The organism is Actinophytocola sp., from assembly GCF_050699915.1.
Classification (GTDB): Bacteria; Actinomycetota; Actinomycetes; order Mycobacteriales; family Pseudonocardiaceae; genus Actinophytocola.
This window is the reverse complement of record NZ_JBOHGA010000179.1, coordinates 1-13,379: the sequence shown is the minus strand read 5'-3', so window position 1 is coordinate 13,379 and position 13,379 is coordinate 1. Positions and strand designations below refer to the sequence as shown.

The following is a 13,379-nucleotide window of genomic DNA, read 5'->3' as shown; positions in this document are numbered from 1 at the left end:
ACCCGCACCCGAGTGGGCCGCCCCGCGACCCGGCGGGCGTGCGCGCGAGCATCAGCCCGGCGCCCTACCCGCCCACCGAGCCGCCGACCACGCGCGACCCGGTGAGCCCGCGTGCGAGCAGTGGGCCGCCGGCCCCCGCACCCAGTGGGCTCGCGAACCGTGGCGAGCCGGCGAGTCCCGGCGCGCCGAGCGACACGGAGGCCGCGGAGGAGTCTCGGGCGCAGCAGACACCCAACAGCTCGGCCCTCGACGCGTGGCGGGACACCGACCTGCTCACCCTGCCCTTGCCGCCCGCGCCTCCGGGCGAGCGCGGCTACCGGCCGGGTGACGTGCAGCGGCTGGTCGCCCTGCTGGCCGACGCGATCGCCGACGTGGAGAACGGGCCGCGTCCCGACGAGGTCGCCGGCCTCAAGCTCTCCCGGACGTTCTTCATCGGGCAGGGCTACCACATCGGTGCCGTCGAGGCGCTGCGCGCCGCCTGGGTGAGCGAGCTCAAGCGCCGAGAGCTGTAGGCCGACCGACATCCGGCGCAGGTCGGCCGGCGACTCGGCCGGGCGGTGGTCTCAGGCGTCGGGAGGTGTCAGGCGGTCCGACAGCTGGGCGCCGGCGGCGGCTCGGCGGAGTTTGCCCGAGGGAGTCTTCGGCAGGGTGCCCGGTGCCAGCACCTCCACCGCGGACGGCCTGGCGTTCACGGCCTCGAAGACGCGCGCGCCGATCTCCTTGCGGAGCGTTCGGACCGCGGTCGGGTCTGCCGACAGGCGCGACTCGACCACCACCGCGAAGCGTTCGCGGCGGGTGCCGGCGTCCAGGCGCACCGCCACCGCGTTGCCGGCTCGGACGCCCTCCACCGCGGTTGCCGCTCGTTCGATGTCCGTCGGGTAGATGTTGCGGCCGGCCAGGATGATCACGTCCTTCGCCCGGCCGCAGATGACGATCTCACCGTCCACTGTGTACCCCAGGTCGCCCGTTGCCAGCCAACCGTCGGCATCCTGCGTTGCCAGCGGGCCGTCCACGGTCAGGTAGCCGGGCGTCACCGCCGCGCCGCGGATCTGGATCTCGCCCACCTCGCGCTCGCCGCGAACGTCTCCCGAAGACGACACGATGCGGGCCTCGAACGACGGCAACGGCTTGCCCAGCAACGCGAACGACCGCACCGAGGGCGTGTCGGCGGAGACCGGGACGGCCCGCTGACCGGACTCCAACGCATCGGCGTCGATGTAGTCCAGGCGCAGGCCGGTGAACACGGGCGGGAACGAGATGGCCAGCGTGCCCTCGGCCATGCCGTACGCCGGGAACACACACTCGGCGCGCAGTCCGAACCGGGCACCGTTGTCGGTGAACGACTTGACCGCCTTCTCGTCGATCGGTTCCGCGCCGTTCAACGCCAGCCGCATCGAGGACAGGTCGTACTGATCATCGGAGTCCACACCGGACATGCGGCGACCCAGCAGCGCGTACGCGAAGTTCGGGGCGGCCGTGATCGTGGCGCGATATTTGGAGATCAGTTCCGCCCACAACAGCGGGCCGGTGAGGAAGTCGACGGGAGTGACCTTCACCAGCTCGATGCCCATGGTCATCGGCGTCGTGTAGAACCCGACCATGCCCATGTCGTGGAACATCGGCAGCCACGAGACCATGATGTCCGACGAGGGGTCCAACTCGGCGCACGTAGCCATGTCCGTGATGTTCGTCAGCAGGTTCCCGTGCGTGATCCGGACCGCCTTGGGGTCGGCGGTCGACCCCGACGTCAGCTGCAGCAGCGCCGGCGCGGACTCGTCGACCTCGACCACCGCGTCGAGCGGGGTGCCCGCGGCCAGGTCCGTCACCAGCACGTAGCCGATGCCGTGCTCGTCGAGCACCGGGGCCAGCTGGTCGAACGGGGCACCCAGCAACACGAGCTTCGAGCCGATCATGTTCAGCACCCGCACGGTGTCCTCGGCCCACACGGCGAGGTCCGAGCGCGGGGTCGGCTGATGCAGCATCGTGACACTGCCGCCGGCCAACCACACCGCCTGCACGGCCGGGCCGATCGACGACGGCTCCGCGGCGAGGACGGCGACCGCGTCGTGCGGCGCCATGCCTCGCGACACCAGCGCGCCGGCCATCGCCCGCGCCTGCTCGTGTACCTCGGCCCAGGTGGTGCGCGTGGCCTCACGGGGTTCGCCCGTGGTGACCCCCCGAAGCTTGCCGCCCGTATTGGCGGTCGCGACAAGCGTCTCGACGAAACGACTCATGGCTAGAGCCTAGAGGTGCACCTACTCCGCCACGTCCGCGATGTCCAGCCAGCGCTGCTCGACGGCGGACTTCTCGGCGACGACCTCGCGCAGCTCCGCGTCCAGCTCCAGCAGCCGCGACGCGTCCGTGGCCGCCTCCGCGAGCGCCCCGTGCAGCGACGCCTCGCGGGTGGTCAGCGCGTCGAGGCGCCGTTCCAGCTTGGCCAGCTCCTTGCGGGCCGCCCGCTGTTCGGCCGCTGACGAGACCGCCGGTTTCGGCGCCGCGACCGGGGTGGGCGCACGCAGCGCGGAGTCGCGGCGCGCGAGGTACTCCTCGATCCCACCCGGCAGGTGCGTCACGCCGCCGGCTGAAGTCCCGTCCGCCAGCAGCGCGTACACCGCGTCGCACACCCGCTCGACCAGGTACCGGTCGTGCGAGACGACCACGAGCGTGCCCGGCCAGCCGTCGAGCAGGTCCTCCAGCTGCTGCAGCGTGTCGATGTCGAGATCATTCGTCGGCTCGTCCAGCAGCAGCACGTTCGGCTCCGCCATCAGCAGCCGCGCGAGCTGCAGCCGTCGCCGCTCGCCGCCGGACAGGTCCGCGAGCGGCGTCCACTGGCGCGCGGCCGGGAACCCGAACCGCTCGGCCAGCTGCGACGCGGACATCTCCTGCTTGCCCAGCGTCACCCGCCGGGCGATCTCCTCGACCGCCTCCAGCACGCGCAGTGAGCCCGGCAGGTCGTGCAGCTCCTGGCTCAGGTACGCCAGCCGCACGGTCTGCCCCTGGACCCGCTTGCCCGCGTCCGGCTCCAACGCGCCGGCGAGCAGCCGCAACACCGTGGTCTTGCCCGACCCGTTGACGCCGACGAGCCCGATCCGGTCCCCCGGCCCGATCCGCCACGTCAGCCCGTCGACGAGCGTCCGCGAACCCAGCGTCACGGACACGTCCTCCAGCTCGAGGACCGTCCGCCCGAGCCGACGACGCGCGAACGCCAGCAGCTCGACCGAGTCCCGCGGCGGCGGCACGTCGGCGATCAGCGCCTCGGCCGCCTCGATCCGGTAGCGCGGCTTGGACGTTCGCGCGGGCGGCCCGCGACGCAGCCACGCCAGCTCCTTACGCGCCAGGTTCCGCCGCTTCTCCTCCAGGGTGGCCGCGAGCCGAGCCCGCTCGGCGCGCGCGAACACCCAGTCCGCGTACCCGCCCTCGTACTGCTCGACCCGGCCGCCGACGACCTCCCAGGTGTTCGTGGCGACGGTGTCGAGGAACCAGCGGTCGTGCGTGACGACGACCAGCGCGGTCCCCCGGCCGAGCAGGTGATCGGCGAGCCAGCGGACGCCCTCGACGTCCAGGTGGTTGGTCGGCTCGTCGAGGATCAGCAGGTCCAGTTCCTGGACGAGCGCGGCGGCCAGCGCGACCCGGCGCCGCTCGCCGCCGGACATCGTCGCCACCGGTGCGTCCACGCCCAGCGCCGTGATGCCGAGCCCTTCGAGGATCCCGCGAGCGCGCGGATCGGCGGCCCACTCGTGCTCGGCGGTGATGCCGAGCGGGTCGAGGACCGAATGCCGCACGGTCGAGCCCTCGGCCAGCTCGGTGCGCTGGGTGACGACGGCCTGGCGCAGGTCCCGGCTCCGGCTCACGCGCCCGGTGTCCGGCGGCTCCAGACCGGCGAGCAGCTCCAGCAGCGTGGTCTTGCCGCCGCCGTTGAGGCCGACGACGCCGATCCGGTCGCCGGCGCCGACGCCGAGCGACACGGTGTCCAGCAGCGGACTCATGCCGTAGCTCTTGGAGACGGCTTCGAGGTTGACCAGGTTGACCATGAGGAGCCCAACGGTACCCACGAGGTGGAAATCCCAGTCGTGGGCGTTCCAGGTGCAAGGATCGTGCTCACTCGGATACGAAAGGTAATCACGGGGTGAGTGAGCTAACCAGCCCGACGCTGCGGCGAGTGCGCCTGGCGCGCCGGCTGCGCCGGATGCGGGAAGCCAAGGGCTTGAAGCTGGAGGAGGCCGCGCGCCTGCTCGACAAGACCAGGAGCGGACTTCATCGGATCGAGAGCGGCACGTCGAAGGCGGACGTGCATTTCGTGCGTTCGGCCATGGACATCTATGACATGTACGACCCGGACCTCGTGGAGCTGGCCCGCGATGCGGCCCGGCCCGGCTGGTGGCGCAAGTACGGCATCGAAGCGCACGGCTTCATCGCGATGGAGACCGAAGCGGCCACCGAGCACGAGCTCAGCCTGATGCACGTGCCCGGACTGCTCCAGACCGAGGGCTACATGCGTGCGGTGTTCGAGAACGACCTGCTCGCGATTCGGGGCGAGAAGCGGGGCGACCAGGTGGCGGCGCGACTGCACCGGCGCGCCCGGCTCACCGACGAGGAGTTCCCGCTGAAGCTGGTTGCCGTCGTCGACGAGGCGGCTCTGCGAAAGGCAGTCGGCGGCGCGGATGTGATGCGCGATCAGTTGCGGCACTTGGCCCGGCAGGCCGAGCTGCCGTCGGTCACCCTGCATGTGCTGCCGGACAGTTGCGGCTCTCATGTCGGCATGGACGGCTCGTTCGTCCTGCTGGACTTCATCGAAGATGAGGATCCCGATCTGCTGTTCGCGCCGTACATCACCGGGTCGCTGCATATCGAGAATCCCGAGGAGGTCGCGGCGGCTAAGGTGGTGTTCGATCGCCTGCGGTCGGAGGCCTTGAATCCGAGCGAGTCAGTTGCCTTCGTCGAGCGGGTTGCAGGCCGGCTCTAACGGAGGGCAACCAGTGTCCACTGTGGACTTTGCCGAGGCGCGGTGGCGAAAGAGCAGCCGCAGTGGCGGCGGCAACGACAACGCGTGTGTCGAGGTCGCGTTCGCCGATTCGGCTGTGGGAGTGCGGGATTCCAAGGACTCCGGCGGCACGCCGCTCGTCTTCTCCCCCGCCGCGTGGCGGCAGTTCAGGCGTGCACCTCGGGCGGGATCGGGCGCGGCTGGTCGTCACTGACCACCCGGGCGCCGGGAACGGGCCCGTGCACCACGCGAACGGTCCGGCACACGCCGGCGCCGGACAGCTCCGCCGCCACATGCACGGCGTCGTCGGCGTCGGCGCAGAGGAAGGCGCAGGTCGGGCCGGATCCGGACACCGTGCCGGCGAGCGCGCCCGCCTCGACTCCCGCGCGCAGCGTGCGGCGCAGGCCCGGCCGTAACGACACCGCCGCCGGCTGCAGGTCGTTGCCCAGCAACAACGCGAGCTGGCGCGGGTCGCCGGCCGCGAGCGCCTCGATGACCGGTTCGACCTCGCCCACGTGCGGCGGGTCGCCGGTCTCGCGCAGCCGGTCGAGCTCGGCGTAGACCTTCGGCGTCGCCAGCCCGCCGCGGGCGAACGCGAGCACCCAGTGGAACGTGTGCCGGGTCAGCACCGGCACGATCTGCTCGCCGCGGCCGGTGCCGAGCGCGGTGCCGCCGTGCAGCATGAACGGCACGTCGCTGCCGAGCGTGGCGGCGACGTGGGCGAGCTCGTCGCGGCCGATCTCCAGCCTCCACAGGCTCGCGAGCCCGACGAGCGTCGCCGCGGCGTCCGCGCTGCCGCCGGCCATGCCGCCGGACACCGGGATGTTCTTGCGGATCAGCACGCGGACCTTGGACTCCTCGGCCTCCCGTCCGACGTGCCGGGCCAGCTCCTCGACCGCACGCCAGGCCAGGTTCGCCCCGTCCTTGGGCACCGTCGAGGCGCCCTCGCCGCGGACGTCGACACCGGGCTCGTCGGCGATGGCGACGGTGACCTCGTCGGTCAGCGACAGCGACTGGAAGACGGTGGCCAGCTCGTGGAAGCCGTCCTTGCGCGCGGCGCCGACCGCGAGGTGCAGGTTCACCTTGGCGGGCACTCGAACGGTCACGGGAGGCGGCACGACTGCGAGCACACCACCAGCCTACGGCCACGCCGGTCCCGGCCGGCCGCTGCCCACCACTGTCCACTGGTGTCCACCGACGGCCGACTGGGAGACGTGTACGCAGGTCAGGCGGCTCGATCCGACACACTGCCCCGCGGACCGCGGGCGAGGTGGCGGACCGAGCCGCCGCGCTCGGCGAGCCAGCCGAGGGCGGAGTCGGTCCGATCACCGGCAAGTCCGAGCCGGAACCGCGCGACCGGAGTTTCACCGATTCGGGTGACACCGCCGCCGATCACCGAAATGTCCGTGCCGAACCGGCTCGCGGCCTCGGGCAGCAGCGAGCCGATGGCCGCGAAGCCGACGAGCACGACGTCCGCGACGCCCGGGTAGTCGCTGCGCGTGGCCGGGTCGATCGCGGGCAGCACGGCCTGCGCAACGAGGCTGTCCGGGTCCTGGACCAGCTCGAGCAGCCGGCCGCTCTCCAGCAGCCGGCCGTGCTCGAGGACGGCGACGTCGTCGGCGATGCGGCGGACCACGCTGGTGTCCTGGGTCGCGACGAGCACGGTGGCGCCGAGCTCGGCGCGGGCCCGGTCGAGCACGGCGAGCACGCCGGCGGCGCCGTCGTCGTCGAGGCCGGCGGTCGGGTCGTCGGCGAGCACCACGGCCGGCTCGCCCACTAGCGCCCGACCCACGGCGACGCGCTGGCGCTGGCCGGCGGTGAGGTCGTCGGGGTAGGTGGCGGCGTGGTTGGTGAGGCCGATGAGGTCGAGCACCTTGCCGACCCGCTCGCGGCGCTGCGGGCCGTCCATGCCGGCCTGTTCCAGCGGCAGCGCGACGTTGCCGGCGGCGGTGCGCTGGCCGAGCAGCGAGCCGCCGGCGGGCACGACACCGATCCGCGAGCGGGCGATGCGCGTGGTGCGCTCGTCGAGGGTGCCGGTGTTGAGGCCGTCGAGGCGGAAGACGCCGCTGTCCGGGCGTTCGCGCAGGGACAGCACGCGGGCGAGGGTGGACTTGCCGGCTCCACTCGGGCCGACGACACCGGCGATGACGCCGGCCGGCACGTCGAGCGTGACGTCGTCGAGGGCGACGATCGAGCCGGACGTACTTCGGAAGGACTTACTGAGATTTTCCAGGGTGATCACGATGTGCTCCAGTTCAGGCGCATGGGCCGCTGCCCGGTTCGCTCCGGGTGGCGGGGTGGGGATCGGGGCGTCAGCTAGTTAGCGACGACAACCCGTGACCGTGCGCCGGCACTGGTCGATTACACGCCTGGAAGTGAGCATGACCATCGCTCTCACTCCTCCATCGTTCCTGGCGTTAGCACCTGCCCGCGGTGGGTGGTTGCTGCGGCGTCGGGGAGCCAGGTCTCTCGGCCGCTCGGGATGGATACCACTTGCAGTCAACCCGATACCCGTATCGCCGTGCAACCGCCAGGGCGGTCACGGGCGGTCGGATATCTGCCAAATCACACGACTGCCGCAACTTCGACGAAGTCGGTTACGGAGAGCTGCTCACCGCGTGCGCGCGGGTCGACGCCGGCCTTGGTGAGTGTCGCTTCGGCGCGCTCGGCCCCGCCCAGCGTGCCGGCGAGCGCCGCGCGCAGGGTCTTGCGCCGCTGGGCGAAGGCCGCGTCGACGATCTTGAAGACCTGCCGCTTGTCTGCTTGCGGCTCGTCGTGGCGCTCGAGCCGGACGAGGGCGGAGTCGACGTTCGGGACCGGCCAGAACACCGTGCGCGGGACTGTGCCTACTTTTGTGGCCTTGGCGTACCAGGCGATCTTGACGCTGGGGACGCCGTAGATGCGCGATCCCGGTGCGGCCACCATCCGGTCGGCGACCTCGGCCTGGACCATGACCAGGGCTGTCCTGATGGGTAGCTCGGCGAGCAGGTGGAGGACGACCGGGACGGAGACGTTGTAGGGCAGGTTGGCGACCAACGCCGTCGGCTCCGTCGGGAACCTGCTCTTGCTTATCCGGACCGCGTCGTCATGGATCACGTGCAGCCTGTTCTTGAGGTCGGGCGCCCGCTCAGCCACTGTCTGCGGCAGCCTCTCGACCAGCATCGGGTCGATCTCGACGGCGTAAACAGCCTTCGCGGCGGGCAGCAGGCCGAGTGTGAGCGACCCGAGCCCGGGCCCAACCTCGACGACGGTGTCCTCGGCGGTGAGCCCGGCAGCGTTGACGATGCGCCGCACGGTGTTGGGATCGTGGACGAAGTTCTGGCCGAGCTTCTTGGTCGGCCGGATCCCCAGCTCCTCGGCCAACCGCCGGATATCGGCGGGTCCGAGCAGCGCACTCTCCCCTTCACTCACGTTGCGAGCCTAGAGCGGCGGCCGCCGGTCGAGTCCCGCGGCACGGACAACGGTGGCGAAGCCATCGGCGGTGCCGGGCCAGTGCGCGCGAACGGCGTCGACCCCGGCGCGGCGCACCACCCCACGCAGCACGGCGACGACGAGGACGGCGTCGTCCGCATACCCGAGGACGGGGACGAAGTCGGGCACGAGGTCGATCGGGAGCGCGAGGTAGGCCAGCAGTAGGGCGAGCCGGACCCGCACCCCGCGCGGCAGGGTTCGGTCAGCGGCCAGCCGCCGGACGAGGCGGACCACGTCGGGCAGGAGCCGCAGAGCTTCGCGCAGCAGGTCCCCGCGCGGCCGCACGACGAGCAGAACCACGATCAGCGCCACCCACGAAACGGCGAGCGCCACGGCGACCCCGATGAGCAGATCCCACCAGAACGAGCCGGTCACGGCCCGGACTTGCGGGCGAACAAGCACACCTGCGGCGCGTTCTCGCCCTCAGTGGTCAGGGTTGCGGTGACCCTCAGGCCCGCGTCGGCCAGCAAGGTGGCGATCCGGTCGGGCGGGAAGCGGTAGACGTCGAAGTGGACCGGATGGCCGTAGGCGTGCTCCGGCCGGCGGCGCCGGTCGCCGGCGTGGAAGCCGACCAGCGCGTACCCGCCCGGCGCGAGCACCCGGTGGAACTCGGCGAACACGACCGGAAGCTCGGCGGGCGGCGTGTGGACGATCGACCACCACGCGACGAGCCCGCCGAGGGATCCGTCGCCGATCTCCAGCCCGGCCATCGAGCCGACCTCGAAGCGCAGCCGTGGGTACCGCTCCCGTGCGACGGCGACCATCCGCGGCGAGAGATCGACGCCGAACGCGTCGAGGCCGAGTGCGGCCAGGTGCGCGGTGACCTGCCCCGGCCCACAACCGACATCGGCAACGGGACCACTCACCACCTCGGCGCACGCCGCGATCATGGCCCGCCCGAAGACATCCCCGGCGAAGCGATCCGGAACGACATCGGCGTAGTCGCGGGCGACGGCGTCGTAGGAATCGCGGATCGCGGTCAACTGAGACGGCCCGGCTGCACTCACCCGGCGAGCCTAGAACTTGCTACCCTTCTTGCGATCCGGGATTTGAAACCGGGTCTTCTGGGGTTAGGAGGACCGATGCAGGTCCGCATCTTCCTGAGCTGGTGCCATCGGAACGCCGACCTGAAGAAGGCGCTGCTGGCCGACCTGCTGCCCGTGCTCGGCATCTTCACCGACCTCGAGGTGGAGTGGTGGGAAGACAGCCACCTGACCTGTGGCGAGGAGTTCCTGCCGGGCATTCTCGACCGCCTGGACGAGGCCGACTTCGGACTGCTGCTGCTCAGCACGCACTACTTCGCGAGCGAGTTCATCCGCCAGCACGAGTTGCCGCGGTTCGCCGGCCCGGCCGCGGACCGGGGCTCGCTGCCGGTGGCGCTGGCGCCACTGCCGGAGTTCCGCGCCGAGCACGACCTGGGCGGGGTCGAGCGGCAGCTGGTGTTCACGTCCGGCAGCCGCAGCTTCGCCGAGCTGTCGGGCCACCGCCGCACGACGTTCGCCAACGACCTGGCCGGCTCGATCCGGCGGCGGGCGCTGGCGGAGAACGGATACCGATCGCTGTGAACCCCCTGCGCCAGACCGAGATCGCTGTCCACCTCGACGCGCTGCGGCCGTCGCTCACCACCATGCAGGCCGCCCGGCTCGCGGCGATCCTGGAGATCGTCGGCGACGACCGGCGGTTCGTGCTGCGGGAGGCGTTGGCGGCGGCGGAGTTCCCGAGCGGGGACAGGCGTGCGCAGGAGGCGTTCGTGGACTTCCGGAGGAAGGTCAACGACGCCGCCAAGAACGCGGGAGTGGATCTTCAGCTGGAGTTGGACTCGCGGAAGGTGCCGCCGGACCAGCGGTACGGCTGGTTCACCGGCGGGGACCTCATCGACGAGGGCATCGCCTCGTTCACCGGCGCGGCGGCCGAGCGCGACGAGGTAGCCCACTCGGTCGCGCCGGAGGTGTCCGAGCTCGGCAAGCATCGCCGCATCCGGTTGTACGTCAGCTTCCATCCGACGACCGGCCCGACGGTACGGCGCGTGGACGCGCTGCTGGAGCAGCTACGAAACCGGCTCGGCACGGACCCGGAGCGGTCGTGGGACGTGGTGGACCCACGCTCGGTGGAGCTGGGCGAGGACGTGGAGCGGACGCGCGACCGGCTCGCCGCGGAAGCCGACGTCCGGGTGGCGCTGCTCAGTCCCGCCTACCTCGCCGACACGGTCGAGCGGAGTCGCGTGCTCGACGGTCCGGACCCGCTGGTGGCCGTGGCGTTCAGTGTCCTGCCGGACGGACCGGTGCCGCTGGGCCGGCTGCAGAGACAAGAGGTGCGGCGGCGCAACGAGCCGTGGGACCAGCAGACATCGTCTAAGCAGCGGTCCAACTTCGTGGCTGATCTGGATGACCTCATCCGGTCGGCCCTGACCGCTCCGCCAGCCCGGAGTGATCGCCGCGACGAGCTGGAAGCCTTCTCCCACCTGGCATACCGGCGCAAGAGCGGCAGCGACCCCGACCACCTGGTGCCCGCCGAACTCGCCGAGACCTCGTTGCGTGAGTCCCATTTGGACGGTTCGCAACCGACGGCCGGACCTCCGGTGCTGGCGGTCGACCGGCTGGTCGACTGGGTCACGGACCGCCGGGCCGGCGCGCCTCGACTGTGCGCGCTGCTGGGCGACGTGGGCATGGGCAAGACGACCACCGCGAAGCTGTTCACCCAGCGACTGCTCGACCTTCGGGATCGCGGCAAGCGGGTCCCGCTACCGATCCTGTTCGACCTGCGCGATGTCCGCGTCCCTGACCTGGCCGACTCGATGACGCTGGACCGCATTCTCGACACCATGATCGACGCCACCCGACCCACGGGCGTCCCGCAGGAACGGCTGTGTGCCGACGTCGTCCGGCAACGACTGGACGCCGGCGACGCCGTGGTCATCTTCGATGGTCTCGACGAGGTCCTGGTCAACCTCGGCGACCACGACCGGCAGCTGTTCACCCGCCAGCTGTGGCGGTCGCTCAGCAAGAAGTCGACCAGCAGGATGCTGCTCACCTGCCGCACCCAGTTCTTCCGCACGATCCGAGACCAGGTCACCTTCTTCACCGGCGAGGACCGCGAGGGCCTGCGCGGATCCGACTATCTGGCGCTGCTGATGGTCCCGTTCCGGGACGAGCAGGTGCGGGAGTACCTCGCCGAGAACGTCGACCGCGACCCCGAGTGGGTCGACGGGTTCCTCGAAACCATCGCCGCGGTACACGACCTACCCGAACTAACGCGGCGGCCGCTCACGCTGCGGTTGATCGCCGACCAGCTGGACTTCATCGAGCGGGCCAAGCTCGAGGGCCGGACGCTGCGCTCGGTCGACATCTACTCCGAGGTCGTCGCACGCTGGATCGCCCGGGACAGCGGAAAACACACGCTCACCCCGGACCACAAGCGACTGCTCATGGAGGAGATCGCGGCCGCACTGTGGCGATCCGGCCGCAACGAGTGGACGCCCACCGAGGTCGACGACTGGCTGCTCGACGTGCTCGACCGCCGCCCGGACCTACGCCGCCACTATGAGAAGCCGCTGCCCGACCTGTGGAAGGCCGACTTCCGCACGGCCACGTTTCTCAAGCGGGAGGGCGACGCCTTCCAGTTCGGCCACCGCTCCCTGTTCGAGTACTTCCTGGCCTGCCACCTCTTCCGCACCCTGAGCGACGGCACCGACGACCTCGCCATGCCTGTGCCCAGCCAGGAGACCCTGGAGTTCCTCGGCCAGTCGATCGCCGCCGCGCCAGACAAACCCCTGGTCGCCCTCCGCCGCATCGGCAGCCGCTACGCACCGATGGCCTCGGAACTGATGCTCGCCTACTGCGTGCACGCGGCCGGCCGTGGCCACCCGCATCCCGACCTCACCGGCGTGCACCTGGAAGGCGCCCAGCTGAGCGGCTGGACCATCGGGGCCTCGGACAGGCTGCTGTCGATGGCCGGCGCGTCCTTCGCCGGCGCCGACCTGCGCCGAACCACCTTCCGCCGGGTCGACCTGTCCCGAGCCGATCTGACCAACGCCGACACCGGCAACGCGGAGTTGCACGACTCGCGGCTCAGCCGGTCCACTTGGGACGGCACCCGGGCCGTCGGCACGATCCTCCGCAAGTGCGACATCGCGAATCTCGACCTCGAGCATGCCGAGACCTACCGGACACAGCTGCTGTTCTGCGAACCGACACCCGCGTCGTCCGAGGGTTTGCTGGTCGCGCCCTCGGCGGTCGAGACGCGGCCCGGCCCCTTCGCACTACGCACCTTCACCGGCCACAGCAGCGGAGTGCTGGCGGTGGCGTGGTCACCCGATGGCACCCGCATCCTCACCGCCGGCAGCGACCCGATAGTCCGAGTCTGGGACGCCGACACCGGCGAACTCATCTATCACATCACCGGCCACACCGGCGAAGTGCGAGCGGTGGCGTGGTCACCCGATGGCACCCGCATCCTCACCGCCAGCGCCGACTCGACAGCCCGGATCTGGAACGCCGACACCGGCGAACTCATCTATCACATCACCGGCCACACCGGCGAAGTGCGAGCGGTGGCGTGGTCACCCGATGGCACCCGCATCCTCACCGCCAGCGCCGACATGCCAGCCCAGATCTGGAACGCCGACACCGGCCAACCCACCCACCAACTCACCGGCAACACCGGCTGGGTGCAGGCCGTGGCGTGGTCACCCGATGGCACCCGCATCCTCACCGCCAGCGCCGACATGCCAGCCCAGATCTGGAACGCCGACACCGGCCAACCCACCCACCAACTCACCGGCAACACCAGCGAAATGCGAGCCGTGGCGTGGTCACCCGATGGCACCCGCATCCTCACCGCCAGCGCCAACTCGACAGCCCAGATCTGGAACGCCGACACCGGCCAACCCACCCACCAACTCACCGGCAACACCCACTGGGTGCAGGCC

General features: G+C 71.1%; 11 protein-coding genes, 1 pseudogene and 1 riboswitch. Of the genes and pseudogenes, 5 read left to right on the top strand and 7 right to left on the bottom strand.

Annotated elements, in window-relative coordinates:
• Positions 1–512, top strand: a pseudogene (locus ACRDSK_RS25370) (hypothetical protein); the annotation flags it as partial.
• Between the two features lie 51 nt (positions 513–563).
• Here ACRDSK_RS25370 and ACRDSK_RS25365 read toward each other — a convergent pair.
• Together ACRDSK_RS25365 and ACRDSK_RS25360 are read right to left on the bottom strand one after the other, a co-directional pair.
• A complete protein-coding gene (locus ACRDSK_RS25365) occupies positions 564–2,234 on the bottom strand; it encodes a fatty acyl-AMP ligase (protein WP_431443764.1) in 1,671 nt (556 codons plus the stop codon).
• A gap of 21 nt (positions 2,235–2,255) precedes the next feature.
• Positions 2,256–4,031, bottom strand: a complete 1,776-nt coding sequence (locus tag ACRDSK_RS25360; protein WP_431443763.1) for an ABC-F family ATP-binding cassette domain-containing protein — start codon at positions 4,029–4,031, stop codon at positions 2,256–2,258.
• 95 nt (positions 4,032–4,126) lie between these two features.
• On the opposite strand from ACRDSK_RS25360, the gene ACRDSK_RS25355 reads away from it, so the two are divergent.
• Together ACRDSK_RS25355 and ACRDSK_RS25350 are read left to right on the top strand one after the other, a co-directional pair.
• Positions 4,127–4,963 carry a helix-turn-helix domain-containing protein gene (locus tag ACRDSK_RS25355; protein ID WP_431443762.1) on the top strand — a complete coding sequence of 279 codons (837 nt, stop codon included), beginning with the start codon at positions 4,127–4,129 and terminating at the stop codon, positions 4,961–4,963.
• A gap of 13 nt (positions 4,964–4,976) precedes the next feature.
• Positions 4,977–5,195, top strand: coding sequence for a DUF397 domain-containing protein (locus tag ACRDSK_RS25350; RefSeq protein ID WP_431443761.1), 219 nt, complete (start codon positions 4,977–4,979; stop codon positions 5,193–5,195).
• Here the strand turns inward: ACRDSK_RS25350 and ACRDSK_RS25345 are convergent.
• The 5 genes from ACRDSK_RS25345 to ACRDSK_RS25325 all read right to left on the bottom strand — a co-directional run bounded on the left by ACRDSK_RS25345 (position 5,149) and on the right by ACRDSK_RS25325 (position 9,459).
• A complete protein-coding gene (locus ACRDSK_RS25345; RefSeq protein ID WP_431443760.1) occupies positions 5,149–6,111 on the bottom strand; it encodes a 4-(cytidine 5'-diphospho)-2-C-methyl-D-erythritol kinase in 963 nt (320 codons plus the stop codon). The genes ACRDSK_RS25350 and ACRDSK_RS25345 overlap by 47 nt on opposite strands.
• A 95-nt stretch (positions 6,112–6,206) precedes the next feature.
• Positions 6,207–7,223: a methionine ABC transporter ATP-binding protein gene (locus tag ACRDSK_RS25340; protein WP_431443759.1), complete on the bottom strand. Its 1,017-nt coding sequence runs from the start codon at positions 7,221–7,223 to the stop codon at positions 6,207–6,209.
• Positions 7,224–7,380: 157 nt separating this feature from the next.
• A riboswitch (SAM riboswitch) is annotated at positions 7,381–7,470 on the bottom strand.
• A 76-nt stretch (positions 7,471–7,546) separates the two neighbouring features.
• The gene (gene rsmA / locus ACRDSK_RS25335; protein WP_431443758.1) at positions 7,547–8,392 is read right to left on the bottom strand and encodes a 16S rRNA (adenine(1518)-N(6)/adenine(1519)-N(6))-dimethyltransferase RsmA; all 846 of its coding nucleotides are present in this window, start codon (positions 8,390–8,392) and stop codon (positions 7,547–7,549) included.
• 9 nt (positions 8,393–8,401) lie between these two features.
• The gene (locus tag ACRDSK_RS25330; protein ID WP_431443757.1) at positions 8,402–8,827 is read right to left on the bottom strand and encodes a YkvA family protein; all 426 of its coding nucleotides are present in this window, start codon (positions 8,825–8,827) and stop codon (positions 8,402–8,404) included.
• Positions 8,824–9,459, bottom strand: a complete 636-nt coding sequence (locus tag ACRDSK_RS25325) for a class I SAM-dependent DNA methyltransferase (RefSeq protein WP_431443756.1) — start codon at positions 9,457–9,459, stop codon at positions 8,824–8,826. Before ACRDSK_RS25325 ends, ACRDSK_RS25330 begins: the two co-directional genes overlap by 4 nt.
• 75 nt (positions 9,460–9,534) lie before the next feature.
• Here ACRDSK_RS25325 and ACRDSK_RS25320 point away from each other — a divergent pair, with 75 nt between their 5' ends.
• The gene (locus ACRDSK_RS25320) at positions 9,535–10,017 is read left to right on the top strand and encodes a hypothetical protein (protein ID WP_431443755.1); all 483 of its coding nucleotides are present in this window, start codon (positions 9,535–9,537) and stop codon (positions 10,015–10,017) included.
• A partial coding sequence (locus ACRDSK_RS25315; RefSeq protein WP_431443754.1) for a pentapeptide repeat-containing protein occupies positions 10,014–13,379 on the top strand: 3,366 nt, incomplete at its 3' end. The genes ACRDSK_RS25320 and ACRDSK_RS25315, both read left to right, overlap by 4 nt.

What these genes read in the sequence shown, in the direction of transcription:
- ACRDSK_RS25365 (WP_431443764.1), bottom strand. Translation starts at nt 2,234, where the DNA reads ATGAGTCGTTTCGTCGAGACGCTTGTCGCGACCGCCAATACGGGCGGC.
- ACRDSK_RS25320 (WP_431443755.1), top strand. Translation starts at nt 9,535, where the DNA reads ATGCAGGTCCGCATCTTCCTGAGCTGGTGCCATCGGAACGCCGACCTG.
- ACRDSK_RS25360 (WP_431443763.1), bottom strand. Translation starts at nt 4,031, where the DNA reads ATGGTCAACCTGGTCAACCTCGAAGCCGTCTCCAAGAGCTACGGCATG.